General features: G+C 30.6%; 10 protein-coding genes. 4 read left to right on the forward strand and 6 right to left on the reverse strand.

What is annotated here, in order from left to right; all coding sequences use genetic code 4:
• Nucleotides 1-104: 104 nt before the first annotated feature.
• Together MCAV_RS04050 and MCAV_RS04055 are read right to left on the reverse strand one after the other, a co-directional pair.
• On the reverse strand, nt 105-6,803 hold the full coding sequence (locus MCAV_RS04050; protein WP_391591838.1) for a hypothetical protein: 6,699 nt from the start codon (nt 6,801-6,803) through the stop codon (nt 105-107).
• Between the two features lie 27 nt (nt 6,804-6,830).
• Nucleotides 6,831-14,468, reverse strand: coding sequence for a hypothetical protein (locus tag MCAV_RS04055; protein WP_391591839.1), 7,638 nt, complete (start codon nt 14,466-14,468; stop codon nt 6,831-6,833).
• An 893-nt stretch (nt 14,469-15,361) separates the two neighbouring features.
• Here MCAV_RS04055 and MCAV_RS04060 point away from each other — a divergent pair.
• Genes MCAV_RS04060 through MCAV_RS04075 form a run of 4 tightly spaced genes read left to right on the forward strand, consistent with a single transcriptional unit; the run spans nt 15,362 to nt 19,579 of the window.
• A complete protein-coding gene (locus MCAV_RS04060; RefSeq protein ID WP_391591840.1) occupies nt 15,362-17,287 on the forward strand; it encodes an ABC transporter ATP-binding protein in 1,926 nt (641 codons plus the stop codon).
• Entirely contained in the window at nt 17,287-18,348 is a 1,062-nt protein-coding gene (locus MCAV_RS04065) for a carbohydrate ABC transporter permease (protein ID WP_391591841.1), read from the forward strand. Before MCAV_RS04060 ends, MCAV_RS04065 begins: the two co-directional genes overlap by 1 nt.
• A complete protein-coding gene (locus tag MCAV_RS04070; protein WP_391591842.1) occupies nt 18,317-19,294 on the forward strand; it encodes a carbohydrate ABC transporter permease in 978 nt (325 codons plus the stop codon). The genes MCAV_RS04065 and MCAV_RS04070 overlap by 32 nt, the downstream gene beginning before the upstream one ends.
• A gap of 18 nt (nt 19,295-19,312) precedes the next feature.
• A complete protein-coding gene (locus MCAV_RS04075) occupies nt 19,313-19,579 on the forward strand; it encodes a hypothetical protein (protein WP_391591843.1) in 267 nt (88 codons plus the stop codon).
• 65 nt (nt 19,580-19,644) lie between these two features.
• Here MCAV_RS04075 and rsmA read toward each other — a convergent pair whose 3' ends face one another.
• The 4 genes from rsmA to rpmH all read right to left on the reverse strand — a co-directional run bounded on the left by rsmA (nt 19,645) and on the right by rpmH (nt 22,266).
• Nucleotides 19,645-20,493 (reverse strand): 16S rRNA (adenine(1518)-N(6)/adenine(1519)-N(6))-dimethyltransferase RsmA, encoded by an 849-nt coding sequence (gene rsmA, locus MCAV_RS04080; protein ID WP_391591844.1) that lies wholly within the window; start codon nt 20,491-20,493, stop codon nt 19,645-19,647.
• A gap of 13 nt (nt 20,494-20,506) precedes the next feature.
• Nucleotides 20,507-21,562 (reverse strand): membrane protein insertase YidC, encoded by a 1,056-nt coding sequence (yidC, locus tag MCAV_RS04085; RefSeq protein ID WP_391591845.1) that lies wholly within the window; start codon nt 21,560-21,562, stop codon nt 20,507-20,509.
• 83 nt (nt 21,563-21,645) lie between these two features.
• A complete protein-coding gene (gene rnpA / locus MCAV_RS04090) occupies nt 21,646-22,062 on the reverse strand; it encodes a ribonuclease P protein component (protein WP_391591846.1) in 417 nt (138 codons plus the stop codon).
• 57 nt (nt 22,063-22,119) lie between these two features.
• On the reverse strand, nt 22,120-22,266 hold the full coding sequence (gene rpmH / locus MCAV_RS04095; RefSeq protein WP_391591847.1) for a 50S ribosomal protein L34: 147 nt from the start codon (nt 22,264-22,266) through the stop codon (nt 22,120-22,122).
• Between the last annotated feature and the right edge of the window lie 209 nt (nt 22,267-22,475).

A 22,475-nucleotide genomic window follows, 5' to 3' on the forward strand; every position in this document is an offset into this window, starting at 1 on the left:
CTTAATTTAGGTAATAAATCTTAAGTTGATTAACAATAAAAAATCCCTCTTGATTTTAACAAGAAGGATTTTTTTAAGAATGATTTATATTAAAACTAACTTAATTAGTTAATTCTCTTTTTTTGCTCATTAGCAATTGATAATAAAACGTCTGTAGTTTTTTTACGTTTTTTAATGTAGAAGTAGTAAGATAGAATCATTAAACCAATTGCAGCAAAGCCTGCAGCAATACCACCAATTACTTCTGGTAATAAAGCTTTAAAGTAAAGACTATAGTTAAAGGTTTTAGGACCTAAGTTAACCCCATTCTCATAGAATTGGTTAAATTTAACTTGAACAGTTAGTGAACCTAGGAAATCATTACTACTTAATTGAACTTCTGGTACGTTATTTTCTTGATCTGCTCCAGCTAATGATACTAAGTGATTAATTTGTTCTTGATCTAATTTTTTAACAACATCACTAGGTTTTTGACCAAAAAACTCCTGATTATCTTTAATTGAATTTAAACTAATATTAAATCTAGTATTAAAGTCTGAACCAACAGGAACAACTACTTCAGCAACATTAATTGGACCAGTTTGTTTCTCGTTTCTAATATAACCATTATTAATTTCTAAGTTTTTAACAGTAATTAAACCATTAATATGATCAATACTAATAAGATCTTTTAAGTCCTTAATGTTTGATTTAACATTAACTTTTGTACTTAAGTCAGTAAAGATTGAACTTAAAATGACAATACCATCATTAGAATCTAACATTTTTTTGAAATCAGCTAATGTATATTGATTATTAGCAATCATTTGTTTTCATGCAAATAATAATTTATCAGTAGTTACATCTTCTTTAGCATTAACAACTTTACGTAAGTAATTAATAATATTAGATTGACTATTAACAACTACTCTTGAAGTTACTAAACTAAAGTTCAGTTTTAATTCTTTAATTTCTAAAGGAGTATCATTCATCTTACCATTTTTTCATGGTTTATTTAGTTTAATACCCTTAATAATCAATGTATGATTACCTTGAACTTGTAATTCATCAATTGTTCCATAAGGCATAATACCATTTTCAGCACTACCTGTTAGTAAAGAACGATCAGCATTCAGAACACGAAATATTTTTTGTTCTAAGAACTTGCTAAAGACTAAACGTTTATCAGCATCAGTTGTTTGAGCACCGTTTTTTAAGCCTAAGAATTTTAGGGCTAATTCTGGAGTTTGAATTAAGAATTGTTCAAACTCTTTAGGATTATTAGCTACTAAACGACTATCTACGCCTTTGTTTAAGTATCATAAGCCTAAAGCAGGTACTTTAACATCAGTTTTAATATCTTCTTCACTAAGAGTTTGATTACTATCTAATGGTTCATTATAGAATGGGAATAGTAATTCAGTAATTTTTAATGTATGTTCAGCATTAGAAAACTCAATAACTGATGGATATGCTACACTAGTATCTTTTGCTCCTTGATAAGGAACATTAAAGGCATCAAACATACTAATTCAAGCAGCTTGAATTGCTTTTCATCTTGCAGTTGCTCTAATTGCAGCATTGAAACGATTATTTCTTAAAAACTCTAAGTCAATTTTTACTTGTTCAGGAGTAGCATTTTTTCATAAATCAGGTAAGAAACCAGATCTAATTACCCCTTTACTTAAGTAATCAGGAATATTAGGTTGTTTTTTAATATCATAATCTTTGAAAACTAAATAAGTTCCATTTCCTAAAAATCCAGATAAGGTTAGATCATCAAGTTTTTTAATTGATACATTACCTGAACTAATAAAGTTGATAACATAAATATTATGAATAACAAGAACGTTTGCTTGATTAGTGGTATTAATACTTTGAGCAATCGCATAAGTACGACTAGCATCATTAGTAAAGTTAGGACTAATAAATAATAAGTAACTAGGTAAATAGAAGTAGTTTGTGAAATCAGTCTTTTTGATTTCTTCATCTTGACTTTGAGTTTTTAAACTATCAATTGTTGCAAGATCAGTTTGATTAATTCGAGCTAAGTTATTAGCAATTAAACTTTGCTTAATTAAAGTAGCAGCAGTTTGAGCAGTTGTTCGATTTAATTTTGGTGCATTTAAGTTTTTAATTTCTTGATCAATTGCTTTTTTTCGAGTTTCAGTTTGATCATCATAACGAATACCATAGAAAAACGAACTATATTCATTTTTAAATCCATTTGGACTAACAATTGCATGATTGTACTCTAATTGCGTGCTCACCTTATTCCCCACATCATACTCCTTAGCTGTTGTCACCTCAAACTCTTTTGGTTTCTCACCCATTTTTTCCACAAAATTAGTCACTTTAATTGCACCAGATTCAAACTTTAGTTTACCCTTAATTAGATCAACTTTCACTTTAGTTACATCAACATGATATTGGTGTAACAACTTACCATCATTATCAAACGTCTTCACACCTTGATTTAAGCCATCAATATAAGTAGCAGCAGTTTTAGGATCAGCAAAAAGTTCAGCAATTTTTGGCACAGACAAATTAATTAAAAACGGACTTAGTTGCTCACTAAAAACAAAAGTGTTAGTAATTTTCTCACCTTGAATTACTTTTAGATCAATCATTTTAGTAATTGTGTGATAACTCTTATCTTCTTGTCAGTTATTAACTTTTATCCCATCAAAACTTAGAGTTCCTTTTTGATCATCACTACTAATTAGTTGAGATAATGGGACACTAATACTAACATCTTCAACTTTAATGTTTTTTAGTTCAAAAATCTTAAGATCAGTTAGTTTTAAATTGTTAGTCACAATTAATTGCTTAATTTGAAATAAAGTTAGTTTATCTTTATTAAGTCCTGCAGGAATTAGGTTGTTAGTATCTAAATAATTTTTAATGTTACTAATAACTTCACTATCTTGTTTTCAGTTCAACTTAGACACACCACGTTGAAATAAATAAATTGCAGATGCAGGCAAAGTAAGATAGGATGGACTTGTACCATTATTACTGCCATTATTTACTGGTTGTCCATTTTCAAATTTGACACCATGTTGATAATAGTTTTTAAGTTGGACATTAAAAAACTGAATTGTCCCCCTACTCTCATCAATTACCAAATTAGGATTGTTACCTCCTTGTTGATACTTTATTGCTTGACCCAAATCAGCTTTACTAATTGAATTACTACTACTTGCACCCCCACTAACAACAGTAAAAAACATTTGTGGATTAGTATTAAACATCTGCACCACTTGATCAATGCTTTTCCCTCTCAAAACATCTTTTAACTCTTCAGCTTTTTTCCACTTCACAATTGTACTTGTAGTACTAAATCCAGCTCATTGATAAGTTGCTATTAATGGGGCAATTTTTTTATTCTCATCAGCTGGTAAATTAATCGTTCAAGTTACAGTTCCAGTTAAATTGTTAGCTAATAAGCTAAAGGCTTTTTTCTTATCTTCTTCTGTTTTTTTAACTCATTCAGCATTGTTAGTTGTCACTGCATTCAAATCTAGTAAATCAGCTGCTGTAACTGCACTTGCAGGTTTTTTGATTAAGTCATAATATTTTTGTTTTTTGGTTTCATCAGAAGTATAAGCAGTTTCATTGAAGAGTTTAGAAGAAGCAGTTGTAGTAGTACTACTTGTTAGACTACTTCCAATAAAACTAGTACTTAGTTTTTTCAATCCTTGATACACAAACGTTTTTGACTTTCATTTGCTTGGAAACTCTAAACTATTATTATTACTAAACTTAAATGAAGGAACATTAACTTGAAAACTAATAGTTCCAGAAGTTGCATCTTTAGTTAAGTTAGTAATATACTGTTGATTAACATTGTGTAAATCACTATGATTACCATTAATAATATCTGCTGTTGTTTTAGTTGAATCAGCTAATAAATTACCTAAATAGTTGGTTTTAAGGGTGGCTGCAATTTTATCTTTAGTTATTTGATCATACCCATCTAACTGGTCCTTAATCAAATCTTGAATGCTCTTAGGTGCAGGCAGAAGGATTGTGTTTGATTCTGATTGATTGCTTTGCTTTGTTTGTGCCATATCCACATCAGTTCAAGTGCCTGTTTGATCTTCCACCTTTAACTGCCCCTTAACAAAGCCAGTCACAGTTTGATTAATATTTTGATCAATTGTTCGTGTTTCATTTTTAGTTGCTTGAACTTCATGATTTTTAGGCAACAACCTTCCATTAGCAGAATATCCTGGCAGATACACTTTAAACTGATACTTTAGTGTACCACTAGTATCATCAAAGTCTAAATGCACTTTAGTACGATCTAGTTGTTGTAAATAAACTTGATCAAATTGTTTACTTGATTTTCAAAACTGGTTTTGTCCAGTTAAAATATTTTCAGCACTAATAACTTGAGCAAATTTGTTAGTGTATTGGCTTAGGTTGAGGTTATTAGTGTTAGTCCCTGCTGGACTCACCATTGCTGCTCGGTTAGCTTGATTCTGCAACTCACTCTCTATCTGATCCACGACATAAAAATAGCTCGTATAACTATATAACCCATTAGTATTAGTATAAGCTGATTTGTATGGGGTATTCTCGCCTTGTCTAATCCCAAAACTACTAGGTTGCTTAATATTTGTCAATCATAAGTTTGGTGCAAAACCAAAAAGTGCTGCATTGTTGTTGTTAGTGAAAAATGATTTTAAACCTGGTACTTGTTGTCCAGAAGTTGGACTTAATGGATTAGTACTACTAGTCAAATTAATTAATATCATTTTATTATTCACTCCAGTAGTATTGTTTAAAGTTTGCCCACTAGGACTTAAACTAATTGTTTGATTGACATTATCAGTAGTAGTTGCATCATAAAAAACATTGCCATCATATACAGGTGTGTATGCTTGGCGGCGGTGAGATCTAGCAAAGCTTTTAGCACTTACTAAATATGTTCTAAATGGTTTATAGCGGGTTCAGTGGATGGGGGAAGAATTGCCTGAAGATTTGTCTCCAGTGAAAAAACTGGGGCTTCAATTCCCACTAAATTGTCTCACCCCCCATCAGCCATGAGGGTCTTGTCCGTTTTTTCCACTAATAAAATCACTAATGTTGGGGGGGATGGTGTTATTGCCAGATGAATCTTTAAACTTCTTAAAATCACTTGCTTTAGGTACGGTTCATTTGATGCCTTGACTATTATCTGATCCGTTTTTATAAGATGTACCCGCATAAGGATCAGGTTGTCCCTGTTGGTCCCCTCCATTACTAGTCATCTGGACATTATTATCCCACATGTTCCCTTCAGTCCCATCAGCCCTACTATCCTCCTTCTGCTCAAACAACCCATAACCATTAAATGATCTTATAGTATAAACACTATAAGTGTTTCAAATGTAGCTTGTTCCTGGTAAATATTGCTTAGTTTGTCCAATTTGATTAATTCAAGGATAAATACTATCAGGTTCAGGAACTAGTAGTTCAGCATTGTTATTGTCTGAGAAGGGACCTTTTTGGTCTCTTGAAGCAGAATTATACTTACTAATAATATCTTGTTGCTGCATATAATACCCTGACATCTTAAAATCCTCACGCCCTACAAACAAGTTGACACTTTTAGTTTGAGGAGCAATAATTGCATTTGGATCATAATTCACATTGCTTTGACTAAAAATCATGGGCGCAACTAAATGGTTGTTAGCAAAGTTGAAGTAGGGTTGATTGCCTCCAGAGTCAGCCATCATGTTGTTATTAAGACCATTATTAAAAGTAACATTACTATCAAACGTGTTATTACTATCTGGCACATCATTAAAATTACCAAAAGTTAGTCCTTTAATTGGAAAAGGCATTGACCTTCATCTAGCTACTTGCTCATCTGTGTATTTTCAAGATGAGCCACTCTTCTCACTTGTAGCATACACATTAATTCCATATGGGCCACGAATGCTTGGATCTTGGATTGGAAGTAGTCCTTCAGTATTACTTGTTTGCTGCAACGAATATCATGGAATGCCATACACTCCTAGTGGATCATTGTCTGTTCCAATTCCTAATAAGTTGTTAGCAAGATCAAAATAAGCGAGCTTAATTTTTAAGTAGTATCTAGGGATTTGTTTAATTTGGTTATTATTTAAGGAGAAGTATCTTGGGACACCATCTTTAATCGGATTGGTGTATTGTGCTAGTGCTTGGGATTTGGTGACATTAGAAGATGCCCTAGTTGTTTGATCTTTAGAAGAATTTGGGTTAGGATCTTGACACATCTCTGTGTCTGAACTTGCCCTAGCACACCAATCAAACGGATCAAGTACATATGAACTAACATCAATCATTTGCTTTAAATGAGCATTATTAGCAACGATTTTATATAGTTTTGGGAAATGAGACTTTTCAAACTTGATGGTGTACTTACTAAAATCATTGTTAGATAAATCAATTGTGTGTAAGGATTCTCATTTCAGAACGGGATTAAAAATTGAATCAAGGTTACTTAAGCTTAAGTTGGATAAATCAAGACTAGTGATGTTAGCTAATTGATTTTTAGTAAAACTGGAATTGACTCCTAAAGAATAATTTTGATCAGGATTAGCTTGTTTTAGAGCATTAACAACTTGATTGGCAATTAGGGGGTTGTTGAAAATTGAGATGATTGGTTTGGCGTCTGTATCTGAGTCAGGCCAAGTTGGTTGGGTGGAAGAAGTGGTTGTTTGAGCTTGAGTGGGGGAGGGTGGTTGGGTGGGGGTTAGCATCTGATAGGAGAAAGAGAGAGAAGTAGTAATAATTAAACTAATTAATAAACTTGGTTTATAGTGTTTAGTAGGAATAATAAAGGGTTTCATAGAAGAGTTTTTTTTGGGGGATTCTAATTATTTTTTGCTTTTTAGTTGTTTTTTAACTTTAAGTTGGGATTTGATTAGAGTTGGATTAGGTTTGCCAATAATGTTATTAAACATTGCTAAATAATAATTAAAGAAACTACGTTTTTTAGTAGCAGAATAACTTAAAGTGTTTTTATGATCATAGTAGTATTTAATGTACATGCCAAAGAAGACAATCATTAAGACTAATAAGACTAATAACCATGGTAAGTGGGTATTAACAAATGTTTTGGTATTTGAAGCAAATAAGTTAACAACAATTGAACCTGATTGTTGTTTTACTTGTTTACCATTTAAATAACCATTATTAATTTCATAATCAATTACAACTTGACCTGTAACTAAACTTGGTCGAATTTGTTTAATTACTAATTGTTGGTTGCTATTAGTATTATTGGCTACTAATGGGTTTAGTTGCCAGTAATTATAAGCTTGAGCAAAATTATTAGCAGTTAAATCAGCAATCGAACGACGAATTTCACTATTACTACTTAATTCAGGTAAGTTAGGTCCGTTTTTGTTCGTATTATCAGTTACTACAAATGAATTTTGACTTTTTAGTTGTAAACTAATCACTTTATTATTAGTTGCTGGTTGAGCTAAAAACGGTTGAATACTTACAGGATTAGGATTAATTGGATTATTAGTGTTTGATTGGCTTCTTTGAATAGCATCAGTTTGATAACTATTAACAATTTTAATTGCATCTAAAGTGAAGGCAAACTGACCTGTACCATCATTAATAACTAAATATTGTTTTAATTGTTCAGCTGGAGCATGATTTGCTAGTAAATCAATTAGTTTTTGTTCTAAAACTAAATTTAGTGGTGCAACTAAACTACTAAACCCACTTAATGATAAAAAGTTTCTTAAGAAAGTAGTAATAGCATCTACATTCATATAATTCAAATACAACCAGTTTAATAAATCTGAAGGCAGAATTTGATCTAAAGACACTTTAGTACTTAGTAAATCAATCATCTGATTAGGTTTAACTTGTTTTTGTCTCACCACAATCTGCTCCTTCTTAAAACCTTCAAGCACAACTGAGCCAAAATTAGGATGATAATATTTACCATTAGATAACACAGGGTTTTCAACATCAAAAATGACTTTTTTAATCTTTTCAACCTCCACCCCCTGATTAACCATTAAATACGGCTGATTGAAAATTAGTTGCTGACTAGTATTACTATAATACACATCATTAAAATTAATTACTGGTTTAATGCCAAAAGAAGTTAACATCATTTCTAATTGTTCTCGTGCCTGTTCTAATTGACTTTTCTCACCATTTTCTAATTCTTGATCACTAACAACTAATCCTGAACTATCAATTAAACCTCACTGGCTTAGTTTTATCTTATTGGGCAATTGATTATCACTTAAATCAATCACTTGATTATTAGTTTTATTTCTCAACTGCTCAAAATAATTTTGAGCACTAATAGTATTTAATCCTTGAAGTTGCACCACACCAAAAACACTAAAAGTTAATGAATTAAGCTCATCTTGATTTAGTACAACTTGTCGTGTTAGAGGATGAAAATTAGTTCAATTAGGCACTAATTGCAGTTTTAAGGCATTAGTAATACTAACTGTTCGTGTTGCAGTGACAAACTGAAAGTTTTTATTATTTTGATCAAACGATTGAATTGCATTTTTCACTTTAACTTTAATATTAACACTACCATTAACAAAATCAATGTTGTCAAAAGTAATTGATTCAAACTGGGTTTTAGGCACACTTTTAGTTGTTTTAGGACTTTGAGTAGTACTATCAAGATCACTGCTGAACAAGCCATTAGCAATACTATTGTTATAATATTTGTCATTCACTAATTGGTATTTTAGCAAATTAATCGCATCTAAAGATGATTGATATTGTTCAGGACTCAACTTGTTTAATTCAATTTCATTTGACACATACACCTTTTTAGCTTGATTTAATAAGCTTCTAAAACTACTAATAATACTAATGACATTTTGATTGTGTAAATTATTATTAATTACAGTTGTATCTTCTAAAGGAATAATATTTTTTTCTTTAGGTTCAAACCGATCAAAATAGTTTGATAAGAAAAAAGTAATTGGATCACTAAACCACTGATTAGCATTAGCAATTTCAGCACGATCATTACTATTAAAATAGTTGGTGACAAACAACGTGTTTGCAGGAATAGTAATTGACCCTGTTGCATCATTAATTATAATGTTACTAAAATTAAATAAATCAACTGTTGTATTATAAATCGGTTTTGCAGTTGAAGCAAACAAGACATGATTAAGAAAACCTGCTAAAGAACTAAAGTCATTATAATTAATGTTAGTAGTATTATTAGCTTGATTAAGTTTTAGTGCTCTTAATTGAGCTAATCATTCAGATGGTAGTAAGTGTTTTCATTGGGTGTTTAAAGCAGTGTTAATAATGGTTGTACCATCCTTAAAGCCACTAGTAGCACTTACTTGATTAGTTTGTGCTGTGCCTGGACTCACATTTTGGTTGTTACTACTTCCAATGACTTGCAACTTCGTTTGACTTGGATTTAGTTCAACATTAATGTTAGGTAATTTAGTTAGTGGGGTGTTAGCATCAGAACTATTACCAGCAAAAAACTTACCAAAATGATAACCACCCTTAATGCCTAAATTTTTAATTATTAGTAAGTTGGCATCTTGATTAACACTAATGGCTTGAGCTAAGTTAGTAGATGATAGAGGAGTGAAACTATTATTAGCATCAATAATGCCAAAAACTAGTTGGGATTTTTGATCATCTAAAAAAGTAGTACTTAAAGTACTATTAGTACTAGATTGGTTATTATTATTAAAATAACTAATTTTAATTAAACTTAATAATAAGTTGTTGACAGAGTTGGTTGAACTAGCATTGCTCTGAACTTGTCTTCGTGTTCTTCTAGGAGCAGTTGCTTGATTTTTTAAGCTTTCTTTTAATTGTGCTACAAACTGACTTGGATCAGTTGGAATGGTCCCATTTGATCCATCTGGCTTTATAAAAGCAATATTAGAGCGTTGATCATTTGTTTGAATTCACTCAAAAACTGAAGCAGTAGTATTAAAATGATCAATTGATCTACTAACACTTTTTAGTAATGTTTCAAATTGATCATCATTTTTTTGGTACCATCCCACACTAAAACTTAGCTTACCTGAAAAAGCATCAACAGTTAAATTAGTAATTTTCAAACTAGTATTTTTAGGTAATAACTTAGCTGTAACCAAATCCTCACTTGTTTGATCTTTACTTCATGTCTGACTATTAGTTCCACCTTGCTGCTGCTTAATCATCCCTGTGCTCTGATCAACCACCCCTTGTTTTAGTAAAACAAGCGGCTGTAACTTCTTAATATCAAGCTGATAATCATAAGCTGATAAGGATTTGTTAGCCTGATCAGGCTTAATCTCATAATCAAACACATTAAAGGTGTTAATGCTAATGTTTTGATTAATATTAATAAAACCATTGGTTGAACTACCACTAATTTGGATGCTAAAACTTAGTTTACCTTTTAAATGATCAATAATGATGTTTGAAACATATTGGTCTTTATTTGTTAAATAGTCTAATAAGAAGACTTGGTGATCTTTGATTAAAGGATCAGCTGAGTTAGCAATGACTGAAGAGGTGGTGAGATTATTGTTCATTGGGGTTTGACCACCATTACTTCCCACAATTTGATTTCTCTTATCTGCATCAACTTCCAAGCCCACAAAACTAATGCCAAAATGAGTATAAATCCATTGTCTTGCTGCATCTTCATCTTCAGGAACAAACTGGTTAGGATAATTATTCTGATCAGAATTAAAATCAGCCACAATCTTTCTTGTTGGATTAACTGAACTAGCAGAATTAGAACCACCCATCCCCTGCTGCTTACCCCCAGCCACAAACTCCACTTTCTGCTGCTTAAACCCACTTAATGTAATATCAACAAGCTTTACCTTCTGATTAAACTGGTCTTTAACATCAAAAGATAAGGTGACTGATTGAGCATTTTCATCTACTGATTTAACATTAATGACATTAACTTGTTGACTAATAAAATTTTTAACATAAGCTGAAGTGTCAGCTCACTCACTTAAATGGTTTTTTAAGATTTCAGAAGTAATCGTACTTGCAAAATAGTTTTTCAGATTAGTTGTTGTCTTAACATCAAAAGTTCTGGTGGAAGAAGCTCCACCATTCTTTGGATCCAATCTATAATCAATATTTTGAACTAAATTAAAATCATAACTATAGTTTCAGTTTTGTAATGGTGCACGAATCACTAGTTTAATTTTGTTGTAGTAGAAGGAAGGATCAGTTGAACTACTATTAGACCCACTAGGAGAATATTTCAATATCTTCTTATCAACCCCTAATGGGTGGATCGAAGATAGTTTTGTTGTTGTACTTGAACCATTGGCAACTGTTCAATTGCCTGCACCCACTCTTCCATTATAATAGGGTAGTTGACCAATTAGTTGGGTTAGTGGTTGTGTGCCATTGTTAATGGTAGACCCACCCCCTTGATTACCATTATTATTAGGCACCCCATTACTCTCACCTGGTGAATAACTAGCAATCACACTTTCATCAGTTGGCAAACTCAAATCATAATCAAGCCCATTAGCATTCGCATAAAAACTCGTTCAGTCAACATCTTTTCATTCAGCTGGAGTTATTTCTTTCCCATCTCCATACAACTTAAATTCTAGTTTTTGTGGGTGAGTTCTACCACTTAGTCTACCATTATTAGACCCTCATGAGTTTTGGTTGTTACCATTTTGCGGTAATGTTCGTGTGAGTAAATAAGGAATAAAGGAGTTGAATGATTGATAGGCATCATCATCACTAAAGTTGGAAGTACCAACTTGTTTGTATTTGTCATTGGAGGGGGAAGAACTTCCCCCTACCATACCACCCCCGTTTCCTGTGGAGGGGGAAGTAGGGTTCGACCCTACCAGACCAGTCCCATTTGAACCTCCAGTAGAACCCCCAAACCCTGGTAACACCAACCTACTAGAATCAGACTCATCCACATGAAAATCAAACGCATAAGTACTAGTTTGTCCTTTAGATAACACTTCATTATCACTTAGTTGATTAAACCAGTGAGCATAAATCCAGCGATCAAGTGCAGCTGTGGCTCATAACTTGTATGAGTTATAGGCAGGGTTTCCATCAGTGTTTTTCAACCCATCAATGTTAGCACCATCAAACGTATCAACCACATCAGCCACTTGATAAGCAAAATCACGGTTAATGCCCCCTAAATAAGTGTGGCTGAAAAAGGGTGTTTTATCTCCTCCAGTAACCAATCCCGCTAAATTCGCTCCAACTCAAATTCGGCGAAAATAAGGGTTGAAGGTGGTATTGTCTGAAGAAGATCCAATTTGGTTGTTTCATGGAAAGATGGGTTTAGCCATCACATTTGTTGGGTTGTTTTTGATCATAATTTGCTTGGAGGAAGTCCCTGTAGGTTGTGGCATGGCAGTTCCAGATCCATTGGAGGAAGCAGGGTTCGACCCTACCATACCACCCCCACTATTTGGACCTCCGGTCATTCCCCCACCAGAAAACCCATACATAATATTCCCTTCTGGACCTTCCCGATCGTTTGCACCAACCGTCAACTTCGGTCATAAATACCAGCTGTCAGTTTGTTTTTGTTGTGGTCAAAAATCAAGCAACTGGTTGTTAGCAAAACTAATTTTAGGTAAAGTTTGATTGACATCTGCTAAACCCACTCATTGGATTTTGTCGTTGGCAAGACCTGTACTATCAAGACCAAACCCAGCTGGCTTCTCATTCACCATCCCCGTACTATAATACTTATTCCAATTCGCTGGATTTGGTCCAGGTCCGTGCAAGGTGTCATAAAACCCTTGTTGATCTCCTGCCACCTTCATTAATGATTGATGATAAAACCAGAACTGCAAGTAAGGTAGAGGTTTAATCCCTAATGGAGGAACATATTTGAGTTTGTTACTAATAAAATTGATGTTAGTAAATAAGTTGGGAGATACAGAGATTTGCTCAATTTGATTATGACTAAAGTCAATATTATTAATGTCTTTAGTGATCATTAAGCGAGTGGAACCAAAGTTGAGGCCTTTGGAACGGTTGGAAATGAGACCAGTGGCATCAGTAATAATGCCACTTGCTGAGTCATACATGTTATTGCCTGTGTTGTTGGCATTAGAAGAACCATTTTGCTGATTAACATACACTTCTCCTTTATTATTATTAAAATAAAAGTTGTCAGATGAGATGGCAGCAAGAAAGGTGGAGTAGTCAGAAATGGTTTTGGGCGAACCATTAGCAATGGTTCCAGAAGAAGAACCAGAGGTTCCATTACTAGTAGTAGTAGTAGGCAAATGCCCATAAGTTTTGCCTGGAAGCGTCATTGTCAACCACTTCATGATGGCTTTGACTTCATCCCGATTCATAACATCACTCGCATCATAAGTGTAGGGTTCTTCAGAAGAAGAAGCAGAACCAGAAGAAGGTGAACCTTGGTTCTGACCAGAACCATCATCCCCCAACCCACTACCACTACTTCACAAACTTTTTAAGTACTGATAATAATCGTATTTGTCTTTAGTGGAAGAAGCAGGGGTAGCACCAGAAGCAGAAGTAGCAGACCCCCCATTCCCCTGGTTCATATTCATATTTGCAATCTCACTATCACTCAAATACCCCGTATTTTTCTGATTCATCCCATAACTACTAAAATTACCAATCACCCTAATTTGATTATGAGAAGCACTAATAGTTTTTAGTGCTGGAAAATTAGTAAAATTAACATTAGGAAAATAGTGTAATTGATTATCATCAACTTTAAGTGTACCAATCCCATCATATAAAATGTGATAATTAACTTTTTGAGTAATTGGATCAGGTTTAACACTTGCAACAAGATTGTAAATGCCTAAGCCAAAACGAATATAAGGATTAAAAATTTCAGCAATACTAGTTAAGTTGTTATTTGATAAGTCTAAAGTTAAGTTGGGCTTGTTGAGTGCATTAAATCAGTCATCTCGACTGAAACTAGTTTGTTTAGATTGATTAGTTGAACTAGTTCAGCCTAGAGTGGAGGCAATTGCTTGAGCAATTGCAGGTGTTGGGAATAAGTCTGATAGTTTGTTATTACTTGCTTCAATTTTAGGTCATTGGTCATTAGCAAACAACCCAGGTGGGGGTGCTTGTTTAACTAGTTTGACTTTTTTAGTACTTTGATCATAATGAACATATCTTAAGTTGATATAGTCATAGGCGTTGGCAGATAAAGTATTATCAACTGAGTTTTTCACACTTGTTGACATAGTGATAATGCCTGTAGGTGGATTTTTTTGAGTGAATGATAAACCTTGGGATTTAGTTGATTTATCTTGCAAGGTGGAGATGTCTACACCTAAAGGAAGTGATGAAGATGAATTTCCTACTTGTCCTTGCTGATAAGCTAGAACTCGTGCTTGACTAGGAGCTAGTTGCTTTTTAGTTGTTGTGTTGTTTTTGACTTGCTGGTATATGCTAATACTACTTGTAGCACAAATAATGACTGTTAGGATGTAGCCTAAAGTTTTAGTTAGAGATGGTTTGGAGGGGGTGTAGGTGAACATATTAAGACCCAATCTTTATTGACACTTGAAAAAAGAACATTACGAAAATTTTAAGTTCGCTAACCAACTTAAAATTAATTAAAGATATATTGTTGTTGTAATTCATCTTGATGATTTTAGACTAAGGTTCAATTTTAAATTCATTTAAATTTATTTTCAGCACTAGTAGATTCTGAATTTAAAATTGAAAAAACCTTATTTAGATTTAACTTATCCCCATATGTGTTTTTCTAAATAGAGAATAATTTTAGTTATTCAATAACTTATATATCTTTATTTTTTATATCAATGTATAGTTATATTTTTACTATTTAATACTATATATAATATAGTTGTATATTTATATAACAAATAAATTAAATAATTATTAAATTAATTAATATTAATTTCAATAATTTTTGTGTAAAACTATTGTTTGTTTTACTTTAATATCAAAATAATTATCTTTTTTAATTGTCTGATTAGAAACAATTATTAGTGTAAAATATTAAAGAATAATACTAATCTTTTTTTAACTTAAAATTATGATTTTAAAGTGAAGAAGATTTATTAAATTTAAAAATAAATCTTATTCTCATCCTAGTCTTATAAAAACAACATAACCTTGTATTTTAATCATAGGTTGTGTTGTTTTTATTATTTAATGTTAATCAAAAAGCTTATGTCACTTATTAATAGCAATTAATCCCTATTTGAAAAATTTAAATTATTAAAATATTGATTTTAATTTAACTTAAACTTTAATGTTTTTTCTAACTAAGTTTATTACTTAGTAAATATAGTTGTAAATTAGTTTTATTAGCAATAAAATTTCAATTTTTGTAATTGAAATTAATAAATCAATGCTTTTGCCAAAAATAATTTAGTAAATTTATATAAAAAGAAAGATATTAATGTCTTTTTGATTAAAAAATGCGCAATTAAAAACAATAGAGTTTTTTCAAGAACTATGATTAGTCCATATTGCTGCTTCATTTAAAAAATTAATTTTTTATCCTAAATTTTGAATCCAAACTTTATCAATAAGACCTAAAACGATTAGTGATTTTAAAGAGAAAAATGTTGATTCAATTAATAAGGTCCAAAATTATTCTCAAGCACATTATTATGAACGTAAAAAAAATGCTGCTATTGATATTAAAAATCTAGTAATTGACTTTGGTCAAACTCTAGCTGTTGATGATGTTAGTTTTAGCATTAAAAAAGGTGAATTAGCATCTTTATTAGGTCCTAGTGGTTCAGGTAAAACAACTTGTTTAAATGCAATTGCAGGATTATTAAGACCAACATCAGGTAAAATCTATTTTGAAGGTTTAGATGTAACCCAATTACAACCACAAGATCGTAAATTAGGCTTTGTCTTTCAAAACTATGCCTTATACCCTCATATGACTGTATATGCTAACATTGCTTTTCCCTTACATAGTGATCTTAATTGAAAAAACAATGTCATTACTAAAACAATTCGTTCTAAAACTAAACTATTATCACTAATTGCTAAACACTATCAAGTAAGTAATAGTGTCTTAACTACTTTAGAACAATTAAGTTTTAAAATTACTAATGTTACTAATGAGATTTTAAACTATCTTAATAGTTTAGAAACTGAATATAACGATTATGTTTTTGAATCTAAAAACTTACTAGAATCACTAACCGTACAAAAAATTGCTGCAATTAAGCAATTAGATCAAACTTATCTAAAAGCAGATAAAGTTGAGCGTTTAAACTTTAATTATCAGAAGAAATATAACGCTTTAAAAAAAGAGTTTAATCAAAAAATTAAAGTGGTTCAAGATAACTTATGTAAAAATCAAAAAGCACGATTACAATCTGGTTTATTAAAAAAGATTGTCAAAGTAAAATTTGAGTTACTAACATTTCAACATGATACGAAATGAAACTTTGAAACTTATTTTAACTTGATTTTAAATCATGTTTGAGCTGCTGCTAAGCAAAAACCAATTAGTAACTATTTTTTTCAAAAAAATAAGTTAGAACGATTAATTCCTTTTCTACCTGAATCTGAACAAGTAATTGCTCGTGATTATTATCGTAATATTCTTAAAATTGCTGAAGCAATTAATCTAGATGTGCTTGAAGTAGCTAATCGGGTAGAAATTACTAAAAATTTAAAGAAAAAACCAACCCAATTATCAGGTGGGCAACAACAACGAGTTGCACTAGCAAGAGCAATTGTTAAAAAACCTAAAATCCTTCTAATGGATGAACCTTTATCTAATCTTGATGCTAAACTAAGAATTAAAACAAGAAAATGAATTCGTGATATTCAAAAAGAATTGAATATCACTACTGTTTTTGTTACTCATGATCAAGAAGAAGCAATGTCAATTTCTGATCAAATTATTTGTATGTCTTTTGCTAAAGTACAACAAAGTGGTAGTCCATTAGAACTATATAATAAGCCAGCAAACGTGTTTGTAGCTAAGTTTTTAGGTACTCCTGAAATCTTTATTGATCAAGGTGAAATTAAAAATAACCAATTATTTTATCAAGAGCAAAATTTTGGTCAGTTTCAAGAACAAAATTTTGATGATCAAAAAGTTTTGTTTGGAATTAGGGCTAATAACCTCTATCAAGTTGAAACTGAAGAAGAAGCCTTATTATCAGGTAAGATTTTAACGGTTGAACTATTAGGTAAAGAAACTTTAGCTGAAGTTTTGTTAACTAATGATAAAGTGATTAATGTCCTATTAAGTTCTGATCATAATTATTTAGTTGATCAAAAGATTAATTTAAGTTTTGCACTAAAAGATGTTCATTTATTTAATCCAGTTAGTAAAGAAAGAATTAACTAATGAAACAAAATTTAACTAGTTATTTAAAAACTAGTGCTATTAACATTACTTATTGGTGATATTTTGTTAAGTTAAACTTAAGAAAATGATTCCAGAAAATTTTTAAAAAAGAAGTTGGTTTAGGTGTTTTAGAGCAAAGACATTCATCTTGAGAAGTCTTTTTACTAATTGCCCCATCAATTTTAGCAATTATTCTTTTTACAATTATTCCTTTTATTATTACTGTTAAATTATCATTTCAACAAACTGATTCAGCCCTAAAAGTTGAAGATCAAACAATTGGAATTAGTAACTTTACTAACTTAGTTTATAATGCCCCGTTTCTTAATGGGGTGAGAAACACTTTAATCTATTCAATTACTGCTGTACCAATTTCCTTATTTTTCTCAATTCTAATTGCTTCAGCAATTGTTCATGTAATTAGAAAATTTGCTAAACAAACTTTCTTATCAATTTTTTTTATGCCATATATTACAAGTGCAGTTGCTGTTGCTGCAACTTTCTTTTATATGTTTAGTGATGATGGTTTATTCAACTTATTACTAGGAACTAAAGTTAAGTGATTAACTGATTTTAGTAATGGTAGTTGAACGGCTTTTGGTGCAATTTTAATTTATGGTGTTTGATCAAACTTAGCTTTTCAAATTCTAATCTTAACTACAGCAATGTTAAGTGTGGAAAAAACATTATTTAAATCAGCTTCGATTGATGGTTCATCCAAACTAAAACAGTTTTTTAAAATTACTTTTCCTTCAATTAATCGTAGTTTAACCTTTCTAATTACAATTGGTGTTATTGGTGCCATTAAAGTCTTTCCTTTAGCATTATTTAACAATGATGTTAATGCTGCTAATAATGTTGGTGGTAATACTTTATTGCTACTAATCTACTTATATACTAGTACTGGTCAGAACGGTCAATCAGGTGTTGTTTCAATTATTCTTTTCTTATTAGGAATTGCAACATCTTTAACTTTAAACATTGTCTTTAGAATGGTTATTAAAGGCTTTATTAAATGGAGTGATTATCGTGTTAATACAAAAATCAATTATTTGAAATAAAATTAATAATTATTTATTTTATTTTCATAAAAAACCTGAAGCAACTTTTAGAAGCCAAAAATCAATTGCTTCAGTACTATTAGGTTTTTGTTTTAAAGTAGTTGTTTTAGTCGTCTTTAGTTTAATTATTCTTTTTCCCTTCTATTATATGATTGTGACATCATTTATTACTAATGATGAAGCTACTGATGGGACAGTTCGTTTAAGCCCAGTAATTAGAAGTGAAGTAATTGATACTAACTTTCAATCAGCTTTTAATTCTGGTTATTGATCAGCCTTAGGATTAACAGTTTTAATTACCATTATTTCAGTTGGTGCAAGAGTCTTTTTTTCTATGACTGCAGGTTATGCTTTTTCATTAAAAAACTGACGTTTTAAAAATGCTGTTTGGTTTTTTATGCTTCTAACACTAATGTTACCTGAAGTAGCATTATTATTAGGTCAGTATCAAGTTATTGTTACTTTAGAGTGAAATAACGGTGGGTTTTTAATTCTGTCAATGATTTTACCGTTTGTTGCTTCAACCTTTTCAGCATTCATGTTTAAAAACGCTTTTTTAGCCATTCCTGATCGAACTAAAGAAGCAGCAATGATTGATGGTATTAGTAACTTAAAATTCTTTATTAAAATTGCGATTCCAATGGTTAAAACAACAGTTTTAACAGTAGTAATCTTAACAGCGTTTGCTTCATGAAACTCATATACATGACCACAATTGTTATTAAACAACTATCGTGGTGATCAACCATTAGATGTACTATCAACTTGGTTATTTAAAATTGGTCGGGATACTGAAGATGTTAGTGCTGATATTCCTATTACCTTCCAAAACATTAAAATGGCTGGATCAATTTTAGTAATTTTACCAATGTTTATTGCTTATATTATCTTTCGGAAAGTGATGATGAGAGCAATTTCACGTCAAGGTACAGCAATTAAAGGATAATTGATTATTTTATAAAATATGAGTTTAGTTAAAGTTAAGAAAAAGCAAATAAAAAAGTCTGATTTAGTTAATAAGACAGTTGATTCTTCTAGTTTTTTTAAGTTATATTTAACTAAAAAAAAGAAACACATTAAACAATGATGAAAAGATCCTTATGCTAAAGATGTGCTATTAAATAACTTTAAAAATAAGTGATTTATTTTAATTAGTTTTATGATTGGCATTGCTTTATTAGCAATGATTATTTTAGGAATTGTTGGTTATTTAGGCACTCCTAATCCATAAAAACATTCTTTAATAGGATTATATAAATAACACTAAATAAAAGTTTAAGCAAGAAGGTTTAATTACTATCTCTTGCTTATTTTTTTTCTCTGATATTGATGATAATTTTGATCATAAGTTAAAAACATTTGTTGAAAAGTTAATAAGTCTAATGTTTCTGCTCGACAATTAGGATCAATTTTTAGTTGTTTTAAATAAACTAACATTTGCTCTTTAGTTCTAAAAAGTGGTTTAATGTTATTAACTAGTGTTTTTCGTTTCATTTGAAAACAAGTTTTAACAAACGATCCAAATAATGCTTGTTTTGCAACTAAACAATTAGTTTTTTTCTTTAGTTGAAAAACAACTGAATCAACTTTAGGAATGGGATGAAAGTTATTAGCACTAACTGTAATTAATAGTTCTAAATCACAAAAGGTTTGCACATAGACAGAAAGTGAGTTGTAGTCTTTAGTATTAACTTGAGCACTTAAGCGCTGATAATACTCTTTTTGAACCATTAAAATCGCTTCATTAAGATTAGTATCAGCTAAAAAATGTTTAATGATTTTTGTACTAATCGAATAAGGAATATTACCAAATAACAAACCTTCTTGTTCAAAATAATCTTGACTATTAAATTTTAAAAAGTCAAGATTAATCAAACTAACTTTTTCATTATTAGTAAACAATTTTAATAAATAACTAAATAACCTATAGTCTAGTTCAATTCCTCAATACTGTTTTTTACTTAAGTCTAATTGTTTAGTAATTGCTCCTAAACCAGGACCAATTTCCACAATTTGCTGATAGTTACTAGCATTAACTAGTTGAGCAATTTGTTTAGCAATCTTATTATTAACTAAAAAGTTTTGCCCTAGTTTTTTACTAGGATTAACTTTTAGTTCGTTTAAAAGTTTTTGATTAATTGTCATTAATAAGAATTAACTATTTAAACAATTCATTAGTTGGTTTAGTAATTCCTAAACGTGCTAAATAATCATCAATGACAACGCCTTGTTTGCGTTTTTTAACAATAATGTGGTGAATAATTACTGTTTGACTAATAGTAATTAAACCACTAAAAAAGTAATAAACACCGATTGCTGATGATAAGAACATAGTAAACAATAAGAAGAAGATTGTTACTGCTAATTGAATGTTTTTTTGTTTATTACCTGATTTTTTACCACCTAATGTTACTGGAGTTGCTCGATAATTGCGTTTTTTAGACAAAATTAGTGGTAAGCGTTGGCTAATAAACTGGGTTGGTAAAACAAACAGTAATAAGAAGATATAAATTCAACCACCTTGACTAAATTGTTGGAAGATTGAAAAGAATGGTACAGCACCAAGGTCTCAAATTCCAAATAAAATTGTTGCTTTAATTGGTCTTAACATACTAAACAAGCGTCAAATAATTAAGAAGATTGGTGAATCAATTAAAACCTTTTCAAAAGCACCTAAAGGATTAATTCCATGTTTCTTGTTATACTGACTAATCTCTTGGGTTTTACGCATTTTAGCTTGCTTATCAGTTTTCTCGATTTTGGCATATTTAGCATTAATTTCAGCAATTGCACCTTGATGTTCTAATTGTTTTTCAGTTAGTAATGATGATTTTAATGACGGTCAAAAACCAATTCCCCGCATTAAAATCAGAATGATTAACATCGCAAACAAAGTAGCAAAACCACCAAAAGCAACACTTTGAAAAGCATAAATCATGTGTAAACTGATTCAAGCAAACGGATAAATAAATCAAGCAATAAATGGTCCAAATGTTAAGGTGTATTGACTAAAGACTCAATACTCACCTGTTCCAGCTGAAGCAAGATCAAACCTTCAATCACCTGTTGTTCCTGGATCAAAACCAAATTCTAATCCTTGACCAACACTTGGAACAGTAATTACGTATGATTGACCATATTGTTGAAAACAACCTCATAAGGTAATAATAAAAGTAAATGAATAAACAATGAATTTAATTCATTTAATAATCATTTTACGAACTTTAGTTTTATCTCTAGAATTGTTATCATTCCTTTTGTTTAGTTCTCAAAAGGGTTTAACAATCTTTTCAGTTTTTACTGTTTGTGATTGTGAAAAATGGTAGATGGGGTAATTGGAGAAATACATTTTTTATTTTTTTTAGTAATTGCTTTTTTAAAATTAAATAAAATACGATCAACTTCTTTTTGAATTTTAACAAAATCATTAATCGTATTAATTAACTCTTTACGAAAATAGAAAACACAATTATATGATAATAGTGTTTCTAAGTGTTTTGATTGATAAACACAACAATCAACAACTCTACGACAATAATTCCGTTCTACTGCTTTTTTAAAATGTTTTTTTGAAACAATATAACCAAATTTAATGTTTTCGTTTTTGGTTGATTGATAGTAAAAAACAAAATTATTAGTATAAATTTTCTGGTTTTTAGTTTTAAGAGTTGCTTGAAAATCTTTCTTTTTAAGAATTCTAAATTTTCGCTTCATATTGCTAATATACTAATTTCTACTCTTAAAAATAATAATTATTTTTATACTAAATTTCTATTTTTCATCAGAAACTGTTAGTTTATAGCGACCCTTTTGACGACGTCGTTTTAAAGTGGCACGACCTGATGCAGTTGCCATTTTACTTAAAAAGCCGTGGGTTTTAACTCTTTTACGCTTATTTGGTTGGTATGTTCGTTTCATAAATAATGCCTCATGTATTAAAAACAGCAAAACAATAATCTAATAATTATCCCCAATTTTATCCTTAGTAAAATTATTATTAAATCAATTAATCAAATAATATTTTAATAATCTAAATTAATAATTTTGTTTTTAATAATTCTAAGAAGAAAATAGTAGATTCTATAACGCTTGATTATATCATAATAAAACAACTTTAATGATAATTT

Source organism: [Mycoplasma] cavipharyngis, assembly GCF_042984175.1.
In the GTDB taxonomy this organism is placed as follows: Bacteria; Bacillota_I; Bacilli_A; order Mycoplasmatales; family Mycoplasmoidaceae; genus Mycoplasma_N; species Mycoplasma_N cavipharyngis.